At 65.2% G+C, this 16,230-nt stretch carries 12 protein-coding genes and 1 pseudogene; 7 read left to right on the plus strand and 6 right to left on the minus strand.

Annotated elements, in window-relative coordinates; translation table 11 throughout:
* A pseudogene (locus ACIIOY_RS22975) lies at nucleotides 1-522 on the plus strand (bifunctional methylenetetrahydrofolate dehydrogenase/methenyltetrahydrofolate cyclohydrolase); the annotation flags it as partial.
* Between the two features lie 131 nt (nucleotides 523-653).
* Here ACIIOY_RS22975 and ACIIOY_RS22980 read toward each other — a convergent pair.
* On the minus strand, nucleotides 654-1,682 hold the full coding sequence (locus tag ACIIOY_RS22980; RefSeq protein WP_411036999.1) for a substrate-binding domain-containing protein: 1,029 nt from the start codon (nucleotides 1,680-1,682) through the stop codon (nucleotides 654-656).
* Between the two features lie 309 nt (nucleotides 1,683-1,991).
* On the opposite strand from ACIIOY_RS22980, the gene ACIIOY_RS22985 reads away from it, so the two are divergent.
* The 6 genes from ACIIOY_RS22985 (at nucleotide 1,992) to ACIIOY_RS23010 (ending at nucleotide 9,089) form a co-directional block, all read left to right on the plus strand.
* On the plus strand, nucleotides 1,992-3,350 hold the full coding sequence (locus ACIIOY_RS22985; RefSeq protein WP_411037000.1) for an ABC transporter substrate-binding protein: 1,359 nt from the start codon (nucleotides 1,992-1,994) through the stop codon (nucleotides 3,348-3,350).
* 192 nt (nucleotides 3,351-3,542) lie between these two features.
* Complete coding sequence (locus ACIIOY_RS22990) at nucleotides 3,543-4,553, plus strand: carbohydrate ABC transporter permease (RefSeq protein WP_411037001.1); 1,011 nt, start codon at nucleotides 3,543-3,545, stop codon at nucleotides 4,551-4,553.
* A 1-nt stretch (nucleotide 4,554) separates the two neighbouring features.
* Complete coding sequence (locus ACIIOY_RS22995) at nucleotides 4,555-5,700, plus strand: carbohydrate ABC transporter permease (protein ID WP_411037002.1); 1,146 nt, start codon at nucleotides 4,555-4,557, stop codon at nucleotides 5,698-5,700.
* Between the two features lie 75 nt (nucleotides 5,701-5,775).
* Complete coding sequence (gene bglA, locus ACIIOY_RS23000) at nucleotides 5,776-7,428, plus strand: beta-galactosidase BglA (RefSeq protein WP_411037003.1); 1,653 nt, start codon at nucleotides 5,776-5,778, stop codon at nucleotides 7,426-7,428.
* A gap of 28 nt (nucleotides 7,429-7,456) precedes the next feature.
* Entirely contained in the window at nucleotides 7,457-8,548 is a 1,092-nt protein-coding gene (locus ACIIOY_RS23005) for an ABC transporter ATP-binding protein (RefSeq protein WP_411037004.1), read from the plus strand.
* A gap of 127 nt (nucleotides 8,549-8,675) precedes the next feature.
* Nucleotides 8,676-9,089, plus strand: a complete 414-nt coding sequence (locus ACIIOY_RS23010) for a hypothetical protein (protein WP_411037005.1) — start codon at nucleotides 8,676-8,678, stop codon at nucleotides 9,087-9,089.
* A 29-nt stretch (nucleotides 9,090-9,118) separates the two neighbouring features.
* On the opposite strand, the gene edd is transcribed toward ACIIOY_RS23010, so the two are convergent.
* From edd to ACIIOY_RS23035, 5 genes are all read right to left on the minus strand, one after another.
* Nucleotides 9,119-10,939, minus strand: coding sequence for a phosphogluconate dehydratase (gene edd / locus ACIIOY_RS23015; protein WP_411037006.1), 1,821 nt, complete (start codon nucleotides 10,937-10,939; stop codon nucleotides 9,119-9,121).
* A gap of 120 nt (nucleotides 10,940-11,059) precedes the next feature.
* Entirely contained in the window at nucleotides 11,060-11,758 is a 699-nt protein-coding gene (gene pgl / locus ACIIOY_RS23020) for a 6-phosphogluconolactonase (protein WP_411037007.1), read from the minus strand.
* A gap of 9 nt (nucleotides 11,759-11,767) precedes the next feature.
* Nucleotides 11,768-13,240, minus strand: coding sequence for a glucose-6-phosphate dehydrogenase (gene zwf, locus ACIIOY_RS23025; protein ID WP_411037008.1), 1,473 nt, complete (start codon nucleotides 13,238-13,240; stop codon nucleotides 11,768-11,770).
* A 96-nt stretch (nucleotides 13,241-13,336) separates the two neighbouring features.
* Entirely contained in the window at nucleotides 13,337-14,623 is a 1,287-nt protein-coding gene (locus tag ACIIOY_RS23030) for an NAD(P)/FAD-dependent oxidoreductase (RefSeq protein ID WP_411037009.1), read from the minus strand.
* Nucleotides 14,624-14,721: 98 nt separating this feature from the next.
* A complete protein-coding gene (locus ACIIOY_RS23035; protein WP_411037010.1) occupies nucleotides 14,722-16,161 on the minus strand; it encodes a glutamine synthetase family protein in 1,440 nt (479 codons plus the stop codon).
* Between the last annotated feature and the right edge of the window lie 69 nt (nucleotides 16,162-16,230).

Raw genomic sequence — 16,230 nt, forward strand, 5'->3', positions numbered from 1 at the left:
GCCGGCAAGGTGGCGACGGGCGATCTCGACGGCGGCCTCGTCTCCTGCACGCCGGCCGGTGCCATGGTCTTCGTGCGCCGCACCCATGGCAACGACCTGTCCGGCCTCAACGCCGTGGTGATCGGCCGTTCCAACCTCTTCGGCAAGCCGATGTCGGCGCTGCTGCTCGCCGCCAATGCGACGGTGACGACCGCCCATTCGCGCACGAAGGATCTCGCCGGCGTCTGCCGCAACGCCGATATCCTCGTTGCCGCCGTCGGGCGTCCGGAAATGGTGAAGGCCGATTGGGTGAAGCCGGGCGCGACGGTGATCGACGTCGGCATCAACCGCATTCCGGCGCCGGAAAAGGGCGAAGGCAAGTCCCGCATGGTGGGCGACGTCGCCTTCGAGGAATGCGCCAAGGTCGCGGGCGTCATCACGCCGGTTCCCGGCGGCGTCGGCCCGATGACCATCGCCATGCTGATGGCCAACACCGTCATCGCCGCCTACCGCAAGGCCGGACGCACGCCGCCGAGGTTCTGATCGCTTGCAGGCCTGGAGGCGGGCGCGATAGCCGGGCCCGCTTGCTCCTCCATCGTCAGGCCGGGCCCGGCCCGAGGATGACGGCGTGTGCGGTAAACGGCTTCCCGCCCCTCGGGTACCCCAAGGCGTTCTCACCTTCCCGCCGGCGCCGGCCCGGTCGAGGCGCGCACGATGAGGTCGGTCTTCCAGAGCTCCTGCTGCGGCAGGGTCTCGATCTGGAGGATTCCGGCGATCAGCCGCCGGGCGATGCGCTGGCCGGCGGCGCGCAGCGACGAGCGGGTGGTCGTCAGCGGCACCATGAAGTTCTCCGGTTTCAGCATCGGCAGCACATCGTCGTGGGCGATGAGGGAAATGTCCGTGCCGAGCTTCAGCCCCGCCTGGTTGATCGCCCGCACGGCGCCGAGCGCCAGCACCGTGCTGGAGCAGAGCACGGCCGTCGGCGGCGTCTCGAGCTGGAGGAAGCGCTCCATCGCGCGAAAACCGTGTTCGTCCGTCATCTGCGAGTGGTGCACGCACTCCTCGCGCAGTTCCAGGCCGTTCTCGGTGAGCGCACGCACGACGCCTTTCTTGCGGCGGATGGCGAAGGCGAGGTATCCGGCCCCGTTGATGAGGGCGAAATGCCGGTGGCCAAGCTGCACGAGCAGGCGCGCCGCATCGTAGAAGGCTCCGGTATTGTCGATGTCGAGGAAGGGATAGTCCGTCGGTATGCCGATGGAGCGCCCATGCACGACGAAAGGCATCTTGAGCGATTTCATCATGGCGATGCGCGGGTCCTTCTCGCGCATGTAGGCGAGGAACAGCCCATCCACATTGCCGCTCGCCACCAGCCGCCGGCAGGTCGCCGCTTCGTCCTCCGGGTGGCTCGGATTGATGACGAAATGGAAATCGTGCTTGACCGCCTCGTCGCCGAGGCCTGCGAGGAATTCGCCGAAATGCACGTCGGACTCGATCCCGTCGGCCGTCGGCATGACGAGGCCGATCGAGCCCGCCCGTCCGGTCGCAAGACGCTGAGCCGCCCGGTTCGGCCGGTAGCCGGTCTCCCGCACGGCTTCCAGCACGCGCCGGCGCGTTTCGGCATTGACCTCCGGATAGCCGTTCAAGGCCCTGCTCACCGTCGTCTGAGATAGGCCCAGCAATTGCGATAACTGCTTGAGATTCACATGCTTAGCTTTCCTGAAACATTCGAAGCGCTTTGGATACCCGGCTTTTGTTCCCTGAATTTTCTCCAAAGCGCTTTCGGCATCTAACATCAGCAAAACTGGCAGGAAAAGCGGTTTTGCCCGTTTTGCGCCGCAAAACTACGCTGCACTGCGTCAGTCGTGGCGTTTTGCGTTCAAATGATTTGGAGGCACTTGACGAGGGTGAGGGGGAAATGGGATGAAAGGAAATCCAAAGCGCTTTGAATTTTGGGGTATTTTAGAGAATTCCTGCCCCGGCTGCGGGCGGGTTTGCTATGGGAGGCAAATCAGGTGAAAAAGTCTTTGTTGATGACGGCCGCGCTCGCTCTCGTGATGGCGGGCAGCGTTGCTGCCGCCGACTTGAAGTTCAAGCCCGGCGAGGATTCCAAGTTCAACTGGCAGAGTTTTGAGGATTTCAAGAAGGCCAACGATCTCAAGGGGCAGACGCTCACCATCTTCGGCCCCTGGCGCGGCGAGGACGAGGCGCTGTTCAAGGTCGTCTATGCCTATTTCACCGAGGCGACGGGCGTCGAGATCAAGTATTCGTCGTCGGAAAACTACGAGCAGCAGATCGTCATCGATACCCAGGCCGGCAGCCCGCCGGACGTCGCCATCCTCCCGCAGCCCGGCCTGATCGCCGATCTTGCCTCCAAGGGTTACCTGACGCCGCTCGGCGACGAAACCAAGCAGTGGCTGCTCGACAACTATGCCGCCGGCCAGTCCTGGGTCGATCTTTCCACCTACAAGGGCAAGGACGGCAATGCCGCGCTCTATGCCTTCCCCTACAAGATCGACGTGAAGTCGCTCGTCTGGTACGTGCCGGAGAACTTCGAGGACGCCGGCTACGAAGTGCCCAAGACCATGGAAGACCTCAAGGCGCTGACCGAGCAGATCGTCGCGGACGGCGGCACGCCCTGGTGCATCGGCCTTGGTTCGGGCGGCGCCACCGGCTGGCCGGCGACCGACTGGGTCGAAGACCTGATGCTGCGCACGGCGACGCCGGAAACCTACGACAAGTGGGTCCGCAACGAGATTCCGTTCACCGACGCGGCCGTGGTCGGCGCGCTCGACGAGTTCGGCTGGTTCGCCAAGAACGACAAGTTCGTCGACGGCGGTGCGGCAGCGGTCGCCTCCACCGACTTCCGCGACAGCCCGAAGGGCCTCTTCGCCTCTCCGCCGAAGTGCTACCTGCACCACCAGGCATCGTTCATCCCGTCCTTCTTCCCGGAAGGCACGGTTGTCGGCGAGGACGCGGACTTCTTCTACATGCCGCCCTATGCCAGCAAGCCGGAGCTCGGCAATCCGGTTCTCGGCGCCGGCACGCTCGCCATGATCACCAAGGATACGCCCGCCGCGCGCGCCTTCATCGAGTTCCTGAAGACGCCGATCGCCCATGAGGTCTGGATGGCGCAGACCAGTTTCCTCACGCCCTTCAAGAGCGCCAACAAGGACACCTATGCCAATGCGCCGATGAAGAAGCAGGGCGAAATCCTGCTCAATTCGACGACCTTCCGCTTCGACGGTTCCGACCTGATGCCCGGCAAGATCGGCGCAGGTGCGTTCTGGACAGGCATGGTCGACTTCGTCGGCGGCAAGTCCGCCGCCGAAGTCGCGGACGGTGTCCAGAAGGCCTGGGACGCAGTGAAGTAAACCTGGCAAACCGGCCGGCATCCGCCGGCCGGTTTTCCCAAGCATGCCGACGTGCAGCCGGACCATGCGGGTGCAAGGCCGCGTGAGCGGTCGGTGTGGGCCGGGGCCAGCCCAAGCGCCTGCGGGCCCACGCGCATCCGGAGCGGCACGAAGAAAGAGCGGTAGGGGAAGCATTCCTGGGGAGGGACTGCCATGCAGCAATTGTTATTCGCCGTCTTCACGATGGTGGCGGGCGTGCTCGCCTGCATCGTCTATTTCTTCGGAACGAACTGGCTGCTCGACAGGATGTTCCCTTCCAAGGGGCTGACGGGCGCCCAGGCTTCCCGTAACCTTCGGATTACCAATGCCATCCGGCCCTGGCTGTTCATGGCGCCGGCGCTCTTCGCGCTCGCGGTCTACCTCGTCTATCCCGTCTTCGAGTCCGTGCGGCTCTCCTTCAACGACCGGTCCGGCCAGCAATTCGTCGGCCTCAGAAACTATGTCTGGATGCTGGGCGACGGCGAGTTCCGCCAATCGATCTTCAACAATTTCCTCTGGCTGCTGGTGGTGCCGGCGCTTTCCACCTTCTTCGGCCTCGTCATCGCGGCGCTCACCGACCGCATCTGGTGGGGCAATATCGCCAAGACGCTGATCTTCATGCCGATGGCGATCTCCTTCGTCGGCGCCGCGGTCATCTGGAAGTTCGTCTACGACTACCGCTCCGAGGGCACGGAGCAGATCGGCCTCCTGAACGCCATCGTCGTCGCCTTGGGCGGCACGCCGGAGGCGTGGATGACCATTCCCTTCTGGAACAACTTCTTCCTCATGGTGATCCTGATCTGGATCCAGACCGGTTTTGCCATGGTCATCCTCTCGGCGGCGCTGCGCGGCATTCCGGAAGAGACGATCGAGGCGGCCGTCATCGACGGCGCGAACGGCATGCAGATCTTCTTCAAGATCATGGTGCCGCAGATATGGGGCACGATCGCCGTCGTCTGGACGACGATCACCATCCTCGTCCTGAAGGTCTTCGACATCGTGCTCGCCATGACCAACGGCCAGTGGCAGACGCAGGTTCTGGCGAACCTGATGTTCGACTGGATGTTCCGCGGCGGCGGCGATTTCGGGCGCGGCGCGTCCATCGCCGTCGTCATCATGATCCTCGTCGTCCCGATCATGATCTGGAACATCCGCAACGCCACCAAGGAAATGGAAGGCCGCTGAGATGATTGCTACGTCCCGTTCGCCGCTCATCGTCGTCGTCCACCTCTCCGTCCTGCTGATCGTCGCTCTCTGGACGCTGCCAACCGCGGGCCTCCTGATCTCGTCGCTGCGCGACAAGGACCAGCTCGCCGTCTCCGGCTGGTGGACGGCGCTGTCCACCTCCTCGCAGAACCTCACCGGCCGCGCCGCCTCGCCGGAGGCGCAGGTCGAGCGGGACGGCAAGTTCGTGATTTCCGGCAACCTGCTGGAAGGTGGCGACACCAAGGTTTCCGCCTTCGGTTTCCGCCCGATGCAGCCAGCCGCTTTCGAGGCCGGCACGACGGCCGATATCGTTGACGGCCAGACGCTGACCGTCAACGAGGACGGCAGCTACGAGATCGTCTCGCCGACCCGCATGGAGGGCACGCGCGGCCAGCGCATCTTCTACACCGCCGCCGTCCCGCCGCGCTTCACGCTCGACAACTATCGCGAAGTGCTCGGCGCGGCTGGCATCGGTGCCTCCTTCATCAACTCGCTGACGGTCGCGATCCCGTCCACCATCATCCCGATCCTCGTTGCCGCCTTCTGCGCCTATGCGCTGGCCTGGATGCCGTTCCCCGGCCGGGCGATCCTGATCGCTGTCGTCGTCGGCCTGCTCGTCGTGCCGCTGCAGATGTCGCTGATCCCGCTGCTCCGGCTCTACAACGGCGTCGGGGCGTTCTTCGGCGTGCCGGCCAAGACCTATGTCGGCATATGGCTTGCCCATATGGGTTTCGGCCTGCCGCTCGCCGTCTATCTCCTGCGCAACTACATGGCCGGCCTGCCACGCGAGATCATGGAATCCGCCCGCGTCGACGGCGCTTCGGATTTCGACATCTTCGTGAAGATCATCCTGCCGCTCTCCTTCCCGGCGCTCGCCTCCTTCGCCATCTTCCAGTTCCTGTGGACGTGGAACGACCTGCTCGTCGCCATGGTCTTCCTCGGCACGGGCAATGACGAGCTGGTGCTGACCGGGCGCCTCGTGAACCTGCTCGGCTCGCGCGGCGGCAACTGGGAAATCCTCACGGCCTCCGCCTTCATCACCATCGTCGTCCCCCTCATCGTCTTCTTCAGCCTGCAGCGCTACCTCGTGCGCGGCCTGCTGGCGGGTTCGGTCAAGGGCGGCTGACAAGGCAATCCCGGCAAGAGTGCGAAGCGGCTTGCATCCGGCATAAACCAAGACTTCAAGACAGGACAAACAGGAATGACGACGTCGAGTTCAACGCTTCTTGTGCCGGACAAGGACTGGTGGCGCGGCGCGGTGATCTACCAGATCTACCCGCGCTCCTTTCAGGACACCAACGGCGACGGGATCGGCGACCTGAGGGGCATCACCGAGCGCCTCGCCCATGTCGCCTCCCTCGGGGCGGATGCGATCTGGATCTCGCCGTTCTTCACCTCGCCGATGCGGGATTTCGGCTACGACGTCGCGGACTATCTCGACGTCGACCCGATTTTCGGCGAGCTTGCCGATTTCGACGCGCTGATCGCGGAGGCGCACCGCCTCAACATCCGCGTCATGATCGACCTGGTGCTGTCGCATACCTCCGACAGGCATCCCTGGTTCGTCGAAAGCCGTTCCAGCCGCTCCAATCCGAGGGCGGACTGGTATGTCTGGGCCGATTCCAAGCCGGACGGCACGCCGCCGAACAACTGGCTGTCGATCTTCGGCGGTTCCGCCTGGCAGTGGGACCCGACGCGCCTGCAATACTACATGCACAACTTCCTGACGTCCCAGCCGGACCTCAACCTGCACAATCCCGAGGTCCAGGACGCGCTGCTCTCGGTCGCCCGCTTCTGGCTGGAGCGCGGCGTCGACGGTTTCCGCCTCGATACGATCAACTTCTACTTCCACGACAAGCAGCTGCGCGACAATCCCTCGCTCGCGCCCGAGCGCCGCAACGCGCAGACCGCGCCGGCCGTGAACCCCTACAATTACCAGGAACATATCCACGACAAGAACCAGCCCGAGAACCTGGAGTTCCTGAAGCGGTTTCGCGCGCTCATGGAGGAGTTCCCGGCCATCGCCGCCGTCGGCGAGGTGGGCGACAGCCAGCGCGGCCTGGAGATCGCCGGCGAATACACGTCCGGCGGCGACAAGATGCACATGTGCTACGCCTTCGAGTTCCTGGCGCCCGATCCGCTGACGCCGGCCTTCGTCGCCGAGACGCAGCACGCGCTGGAAAAGGCTGCGCCGGAGGGCTGGGTCTGCTGGGCCTTCTCGAACCACGACGTGGTGCGCCATGTCAGCCGCTGGGGCGGCGGCGTCACCGACCACGACGCCCACGCCAAGCTGCTCGCCAGCCTCCTGCTGTCGCTGCGCGGCTCGGTCTGCCTCTACCAGGGCGAGGAGCTTGCCCTGCCGGAAGCCGAGCTCGCCTACGAGGACCTTCGGGATCCGTACGGCATCCAGTTCTGGCCGGATTTCAAGGGCCGCGACGGCTGCCGCACGCCGATGGTCTGGGACGGCCGCCAGCAATCCGGCGGCTTCAGCCTCGGCAAGCCCTGGCTGCCCGTTCCGGCTGCGCACCTGGAGCGCGCCGTCAGCGTGCAAGACGGCGACGAGGCTTCGGTGCTCTCGCACTACCGGCGCTTCCTCGCCTTCCGCAAGGAGCATGTGGCGCTGGTCAAGGGCGAGATCGAATTCCATTCGGCGGAGGGCGCGATCCTGTCCTTCGTGCGCACGCACGGCAATGAGAAGGTCTTCTGCGCCTTCAACATGAGCCCGGTCGCGCGCCTCGCCGACCTGCCGCCCGGCACGCTGGAAGTGCTGGAAGGCCACGGGTTCGAAAGCGTGATGCATGAGGAAAACATAGAGCTTCCGGCCTGGAGCGGGTTCTTCGCCCGCTTTGCATGATCGGTCGAAACTTTTAGGGGAGAGAGACATGGCAGGGCTGGTACTCAAGGATATCCGCAAATCCTACGGCGCGGTGGACGTGATCCACGGCATCGATCTCGATATCAAGCAAGGCGAGTTCATCGTCTTCGTCGGCCCGTCGGGCTGCGGCAAGTCGACCCTCCTGCGCATGATCGCGGGCCTCGAGGAAATTACCGGCGGCGACATGCTGATCGATGGCGAGCGGGTCAACGACGTGCCGCCGTCGAAGCGCGGCATCGCCATGGTCTTCCAGTCCTACGCGCTCTATCCGCACATGACCGTCTACGACAACATGGCCTTCGGCATGCGCATCGCCGGGGAGAGCAAGGAGGAGATCGACCGCCGCGTGCGCTCGGCCGCCGACATCCTCCAGCTCACCAAATATCTCGACCGCCTGCCCAAGGCGCTCTCGGGCGGCCAGCGCCAGCGCGTCGCCATCGGCCGCGCCATCTGCCGCGACCCGAAGGTTTTCCTCTTCGACGAGCCGCTGTCGAACCTCGACGCGGCGCTGCGCGTGGCGACCCGCATCGAGATCGCGAAGCTCTCCGAGCAGATGGCCGACACGACGATGATCTACGTGACGCACGACCAGGTGGAGGCGATGACGCTCGCCGACCGCATCGTCGTGCTTTCCGCCGGCCATATCGAACAGGTCGGCCCGCCGCTCGAGCTCTACGAACGCCCGGCGAACCTCTTCGTCGCCCGCTTCATCGGCTCGCCGGCCATGAACATCATCCCGGCCAAGATCACCGCGGCGGGCGAGACGACGTCGCTGGAGCTGACCGGCGGGCGCGTGTGCTCCGTGGACATCCCGACCGCGGCTTCCGAGGTCGGCAAGATCGCGAGCTTCGGCGTGCGGCCGGAAGACCTCCAGATCACGACGGGCGACGATTTCCTTTTCGAGGGCACGGTGTCGATCGTGGAGGCGCTCGGCGAGGTGACGTTGCTCTATATCGAGGGCCTGGTGCAGGGCGAGCCTATCATCGCCAAGATCCCCGGCATCCTCGACGTCAAGCGCGGCGACAAGGTCCGCTTCACGGCGGACAGGGCGAAGCTTCACCTTTTCGATGCGGCGGGGACGAGCTATCGCCTGTCTTGAGGCCCGGCAGTTCCCGCGAAAGCGTAAGGCGGCCAAGCGGCAGGATTTGGTCCTGCCGCTCAACCCGATGTTAAGCGTTGCTCCCTAGGCTTTTCCGGAGAATGGCAGTGCCGGGGACGTCGGGCAGATGGGTATTCAGGATTCCGTATCGCGTAGCAATTACCTGAACAAGGAAGAGTCCTTCATGTACGATCGGGAAAAGACCTTCCCGATGGAGGACACCTGCAACGAAGCGCGCATCGAGTTCACCGAGAACGGCGGCCTCGTCAACCTCGTTTCCCGCCGCGGCTTGATCCTCAAGCTGTCGAGGAGCGGCGCCGTCATCACCATGACGTCGAAGTTCAAGCTTCCCCGGAATTTTTACCTCGACATCGTCAGCGCCCGCATTCCCATGATCGGCTGCCTGACGCAGCGCGTCTATCCCAACGACGTGGTGGAGGCCCGCTTCCTGCGCCTGCTCTCCGACAAGGACCTGCAGCGCATCTTCGTCTACTCGACGCACCGCAACCACCAGGGCCGGACGCTGGACATCTATAGCTGAGAAAGAAGGGCGGAACGCCCTGCCTCTCTTCATGCAAACAGCACGCTCGCTCCGTGGTCGGCCGGTCCCGCGATGGCGCGGAAGGGGGCGAAGAGTTCGCGGCCCATGCCGAATTCATTGCCGGAAAGATCGGCCGTCGCGGGCGGGCGGGCGGAAAATTCGGCGGCGTCCACCAGAACCTCGATCGTGCCGTTGACCGCATCCAGCCGGATGATGTCGCCCTCGCGGATGCGGCCGATCGGGCCGTTGTCGACCGCTTCGGGCGTCACGTGGATCGCGGCCGGAACCTTGCCGGAAGCGCCCGACATGCGCCCGTCGGTGAGAAGCGCCACGCGCTGGCCGCGGTCCTGAAGGATGCCGAGCACGGTGGTCAGCTTGTGCAGTTCCGGCATGCCGTTCGCCTTCGGCCCCTGGAAGCGCACGACGGCGATGAAGTCGCCCGTCAGCTCGCCGTTCTTGAAGGCGGCGTTGAGCTCCAGCTGGTCGTGGAAGACCTTCGCCGGCGCCTCGATGACGTGGCGTTCCGGCTTCACGGCCGAAATCTTGATGACGGCGCTGCCGATATTGCCGGTCAGCATCTTCAGGCCGCCGGTCGGCTGGAAGGGGGTCTCGATGCTGGCGAGGATCTTCGGATCGTGGCTGACCTTCGGCGCCGGCTCGCGGCGCACGGTGCCGTCTTCGCCGAGCTTCGGGTCGATCGTGTAGGCCTGCAGGCCCTGGCCGTAGACCGTGCGCACGTCGTCGTGCAGCATGCCCTGCTTCAGGAGCTCCTGGATGAGGAAGCCCATGCCGCCTGCCGCATGGAAATGGTTCACGTCGGCAAGGCCGTTCGGGTAGACGCGCGCGAGCAGCGGCACCACGTCGGAGAGGTCGGAAATGTCCTTCCAGGTCAGCACGATGCCGGCGGCGCGCGCCATGGCGATGAGGTGCAGCGTGTGGTTCGTCGAGCCGCCCGTGGCGTGCAGGCCCACGACGCCGTTGACGATGGAGCGCTCGTCGATCATCTCGCCGGCCGGCGTGAACTCGTTGCCCTGCGCGGTGATGGCGAGCGCGCGTTTTGCCGCTTCCTTGGTGAGGGCATCGCGCAGCGGCGTGCCGGGATTGATGAAGGAGGCGCCGGGCATGTGGAAGCCCATGATCTCCATCAGCATCTGGTTGGAGTTGGCGGTGCCGTAGAAGGTACAGGTGCCGGGGCCGTGGTAGGACTTCGATTCGGCTTCGAGCAGCTCGGCGCGGCCGGCCTTGCCCTCGGCATAGAGCTGGCGCACGCGGGCCTTCTCGTCGTTCGGCAGGCCCGAGGTCATGGGACCGGCGGGAATGAAGACGGCGGGCAGGTGCCCGAAGGTCAGCGCCGCGATGGTCAGGCCCGGCACGATCTTGTCGCAGACGCCGAGATAGACGACCGAGTCGAACATGTTGTGCGACAGGCCGACGCCCGCCGCCATGGCGATGAGGTCGCGCGAGAAGAGCGAAAGCTCCATGCCCGGCTGGCCCTGGGTGACGCCGTCGCACATGGCCGGCACGCCGCCGGCGACCTGCGCCACGCCGCCCGCTTCCCGCGCGGCCTCGCGGATGAGCGCCGGATAGGTCTCGAACGGCTGATGGGCCGAGAGCATGTCGTTGTAGGAAGTGATGATGCCGAGGTTCGGGACGCGGTCGCCGGCGAGCGCGTCCTTCTCGGCGGGGGAACAGACGGCAAATCCGTGCGCGAGGTTGCCGCAGGAGAGCACGGCACGGTGCACGCCCTTGGAGGCGGCGGCGCGCACGCGGCCGAGATAGGGTTCACGCAGCGGTTTCGAGCGTTCGACGATGCGGGCTGTAATGGCTTCGATGCGTTTGTCGGCGGACATGGGAGTATCCTGACTCTCTCGATTGCATTTTTTCACGGCAAGGCGGGCGGGAGAGCTGCGCCATCCGCGGGTAACCGGCGTCTTGCGCCGGGTAGAGCCGGCATCGGCCGGCGGGGCCTTTCAGGGCGCCCAGTAGATATCGACCGGCGTTGCCGCACGCCGCAGAATGGCCCGGATCGGCATCTCGGCTTCCCGCCCGTCCCCTGTCGCGGCGGCAAGGACGTCCTTCTTGCCCTCGCCCTCGATATGCAGCACCAGAAGGCGCGCATCCTGAAGGCTCGAAAAGGTGAAGGTGAGGCGTGTCTCGCCCGCGCCGTCCGCCTCCATGGTGATCACGCCGCGCGGCGTCTGCGCCGAGATCGCCTCGGCAAGCCGGCTGCCGCCCGGGAAGAACGAGGCCGTATGGCCGTCCGTTCCCATGCCGAGGATGACGACGTCGAAGGGTGCCCCGAGCGCGGCGGCATCCGCCGACGCGATCTCCGCCGCCTCTTCCGCGCTGTCGGCTTCCCGGAAGAGCGGCAGGAAGTTCGCCGCCTTCGCCTTGCCCTGAAGCAGGTTTTCGGCGACGAGCAGGTGGTTCGAGCGCGGGTTGTCCGCCGGCACGAAGCGTTCGTCGACCAGCGTGATCGTCACCTTGGGCCAGTCGATGTCGCGGGCGGACAGGGCCTTGAAGAAAGCCTTCGGCGTCGAGCCGCCGGATACGGCGATGGTGGCCTTGCCGCGCGCGGCGACGGCCTCGGCAAGCGCGGTGGAAACCCGCTCCGCAAGCCCCTCGGCCAAGGCCGCGCCGTCCTTGAATTCATGCAGTCTCGCGCTCATCGGCCTTCCTTACGTTTCATGCCAGGTGCGGCCGTCGCGCTCGATGAGGGCGATGGCCTGGCTCGGGCCCCAGGTGCCGGCGGTATAGCCCTGCACCTGCTGGCCGGTCGCTTCCCAGGCTTTCAGGATCGGGTCGACCCAGCGCCAGGCGGCCTCGACCTCGTCGCGGCGCATGAAGAGCGTCTGGTTGTTGCGGATGACGTCGAGCAGCAGGCGCTCGTAGGCGTCGGCATTGCGCGCGTCGAAGGCTTGCGCGAAGCTCATGTCGAGCGAGACGTTGCGAAGGCGCATGCCGCCCGGGCCGGGGTCCTTGATCATCAGCGACTGCTTGACGCCTTCGTCAGGCTGGAGGCGGATGATGAGCTGGTTGGCCTCGATGCGGCCGGCGGAAGGGTCGAAGATCGAGTGCGGGATCGGCTTGAAGGTGATGACGATCTCCGACATGCGCGTGGCAAGGCGCTTGCCCGTGCGGATGTAGAAGGGCACGCCCGCCCAGCGCCAGTTGCCGATCTCGGCCTTGATGGCGACGAAGGTCTCCGTGTTGGAAACGCCGCCTTCCAGCTCTTCGAGATAGCCCTTGACGGGGCCGCCCGCCGAAGCGCCGGCGCGGTACTGGCCGCGCACGGTGAGGCGCTCGACATTGTACTGGTCGATCGGCTTCAGCGCGCGCAGCACCTTGAGCTTCTCGTCGCGCACCGCTTCCGCATCCATGGAGGAGGGCACTTCCATCGCCACGAGGCAGAGAAGCTGGAGGATGTGGTTCTGCACCATGTCGCGCAGCGCGCCCGCCTTGTCGTAGTAGCCGGCGCGGCTTTCAAGGCCGACCGATTCGGCGACGGTGATCTGCACATGGTCGATATGGGCGGAGTTCCACAGCGGCTCGTAGAGCGCATTGGCAAAGCGCAGCGCCATCAGGTTCTGCACCGTCTCCTTGCCAAGATAGTGGTCGATGCGGAAGATCTGCTCTTCGCGGAAGACCTTGCCGATCGTGTTATTGAGCTCGTTGGCCGAGGCGAGGTCGCGGCCGATCGGCTTTTCGACGACGATGCGGGTCTGCTTGGTGATCAGCTTGTGGTCGCGGATCTTTTCCGAAATGTCGCCGAAGATGGCGGGCGCCACGGCGAGGTAGAAGGCGCGCACGCGTTCCTTGCCCTCGTCGAGGAGATCCTTCAGCTTGTCCCAGCCCTGTTCCGACTTGGCGTCGACGGCGACGTAGAACAGCCGGTCGCAGAAGGTCTTGACCTCGGCTTCGTCATATTCGCCCTTTTTCAGGTGCTCCTTCAGCGCATCGACGGCGAACTTGCGGTATTCCGCGTCCGTATAGGCGGTGCGCGATGCGCCGATGATGCGCGTCGGGTCCGAAAGCTGGCCGGCGAGCTGCCGGTGGTAGAGGGCCGGAAGGAGCTTGCGTTCCGCAAGATCGCCGGTTCCGCCGAAGACGACATAGTCGAAGGGTTCAACGGGAATGATCTGGCTGCTCATCGGATATCTCGATCTCGTTCTGTTGCCGGGTGTTATAATCTAATCGATTTAAAAACGCCAGAGTGCAACGCAACAAAATCGGCGCACCGGGCGGGGTCAGAGCTTGTCGCGCAGCGCGTACCACGTCATGGCCAGGAACAGAAGCGGCGAGCGGAATCGCGCTCCGCCGGGGAAGGCCGGGATTTTCAGGGCCTTCAGAAGATCGAGTTCGCGGCTGCCGCCGGTCACGTCGTCGGCATAGAGCTTGCCGCAATAGTTCGACAGCATGACGCCGTGGCCGGAATAGCCGCCGATCGTCGTGATGCCGGGCATGACCTCGCGCACATAGGGCTTGCGCGGCATGGTGATGCCGACCGAGCCGCCCCAGGCATGGGTGATCTCGATGCCCTTGAGCTCGGGATAGACCTCTTCGATCTGCCGGCGGATCGGGGCGGCGACGTCGTCCGGATTGTCGGACGTATAGGCCTCGCGCCCGCCGAACAGCAGCCGTCCGTCGCGCGTCTTGCGGAAGTAGCGCACGACGAACCGCGTGTCGGCGATGGATTCGCCGCCGGGGATGACCGTCGGGAACCTGTCGAGCGGCGGCGTCGCGCCGATGAAGGAGCGGATCGGCATGACGTGGGCAGCCGTGTTCGGCTCCAGCTTGCCGATATAGGCGTTGCAGGCGATCAGCGCCTTGTCGGCGCGGATGGTGCCGCGTGCGGTGGTGATCACCGCCTTGCCGCCCTCCCGCTCGATCTTGAGGGCCGGGGTCTTCTCATGAAGGTTCGCCCCTGCGGCTTGCGCCGCGCGGGCGATGCCGACCAGCAGCTTCATCGGGTGGATGTGCCCGGTGCCGGTGTCGCGGATGCCGAAGAAGAAACGCTTCGAGCCGACGCGTTCCTCCGTCTCCGCCCGGTCCATGTAGCTCAGGTGAGGGTAGCCGTAGCGGGTCGCCGCGATCTCGACATGATCCCGGAAATCCTTCTCGTAGCTTGCCTTGTGGCTCACGTTGAGCTGGCCGGGAACGTATTCGATGTCGAGGCCGTGGGCGTGCGCGAAATCGTGGATATGGCGCTTGGCGCTTTCCGCGAGGTCGAACAGCGCCTTGGCGCGCTCATAGCCGAGCTCCGCCTCCAGCGTTTCCGCTTCGGCGCGCTGGCCGGTGCCGAGCTGTCCGCCGTTGCGGCCCGAGGCGCCGTCGCCGAAGCGGTGTGCCTCGATGAGCGTGACCCGCACGCCCTTCTTCGCGAGATTGTAGGCCGCCTGCAGGCCCGTGAAGCCGCCGCCGACGATGGCGACGTCGGTCTCGGCGGAACCGTCGAGGGGGGCATATTCGGGGCGGTCTCCGACGGTCGCCTCGTACCAGGAGATGCCGGGGGAAATCGGGCTTTGCCAGGGCATTGCACACACTCGTTTTCAAGAGGATGCGGCGGCGCGCCGGGACGCCGCCCGCTCTCGGGATCTGATCTCTTTGGGGGCGGCCCGGGCCGCCGCGCCGCTCACACGTTGAGCAGCAGGAATTCCCGTTCCCAGGGGCTGATCACCTGCATGAAGGTCTCGAACTCGCCGCGCTTGACGCCGGCATAGAGGCCGATGAACTCCGCGCTCAGCACCTCCGCCAGCGCTGGATCGGATTCGAGCAGCGAGACGGCTTCGAGCAGGCCGCGCGGCAGGTCGATCGATCCCTCGTTGGCGGTGTCCTCCGTGGGGGCGGTCGGCTCGATCTGGTTCATGATGCCAAGCAGGCCGCAGCCGAGCGAGGCCGCGAGCGCCAGGTACGGGTTGGCGTCAGAACCCGGCAGGCGGTTCTCGATGCGCCGGGCGGCGGCGTCCGATACCGGCACGCGGAAGGCCGTCGTGCGGTTGTCGTAGCCCCAGGCATTGTTCACCGGCGCCGACATGTCGGGCGTCAGGCGGCGATAGGAGTTCACATAGGGCGCCATCATCACCAGCGTCTTCGGCACATAGGCCTGCATGCCGCCGATGAAATGGAAGAACTCCTTCGAGGGCGATCCGTCCGGATCGGAGAAGACGTTCTTGCCGGTTTCGATGTCGACCACCGACTGGTGGATGTGCATCGCCGAACCCGCCTGGCCCTGCATGGGCTTTGCCATGAAGGTGGCGTAGATCCCGTGCTTCAGCGCCGCCTCGCGGATCGTGCGCTTGAACAGGAAGACCTGGTCGGCCAGCTCGATCGGATCGCCGTGGCGCAGGTTGATCTCGAGCTGCGCCGGTCCCTCCTCATGGATCAGGGTGTCGATTTCGAGGCCCTGCTTCTCGGAGAAATGGTAGATGTCGTCGATCAGTTCGTCGAACTCGTTGATGCCGGCGATGGAATAGCCCTGGCCGCCGAGGATGGAACGGCCGGAGCGGCCCTTCGGCGGATGCAGCGGATAGTCCGGGTCGTCGTTCATCGCGACGAGGTAGAACTCGATCTCGGGCGCCACGACCGGCTTCCAGCCGCGGTCACGGTACATGTTGATCACGTTCTTCAGCACGTTGCGCGGCGTGTAGGGCACGCTTTCGCCGGTCGAGCCGACGATGTCGCAGATGACCTGCGCGGTCGGGTCGGTCTCCCACGGCACCACGGAGAGCGTGGACAGGTCCGGCACGAGCTTCAGGTCGCTGTCGCGCGGCTCATAGCGGAAATTGCCGGTCTCCTCCGGATAGTCGCCGGAAATCGTGTGGCGATAGAGCGCCGAAGGAAGGGCCAGCGAGGTGTTCGAGGTGAATTTCGACGACGGCATCATCTTGCCGCGCGGAACGCCCGCAAGGTCCGGCGTGATGCACTCGATGTCCTCGATGCCGCGGGCGCGAAGCCAGTCTGCGGCGTCCTTCCAGGTCTTTACCCCGCGCGGCACGCTGATGGCGGGAGGGATTTTGGTGGAGCGTGCGGCCTTCTCGATGGTGGGGGTAACGACTTTCTTCCTGGACGGCATGAGACACCGGGTTTGGTTGACGATGCGCCATCATAGCCGCTGTTTAACCCTTGGCTAGCTCCCCCCTGG

The organism is Shinella agrisoli (assembly GCF_046557955.1).
GTDB lineage: Bacteria > Pseudomonadota > Alphaproteobacteria > Rhizobiales > Rhizobiaceae > Shinella.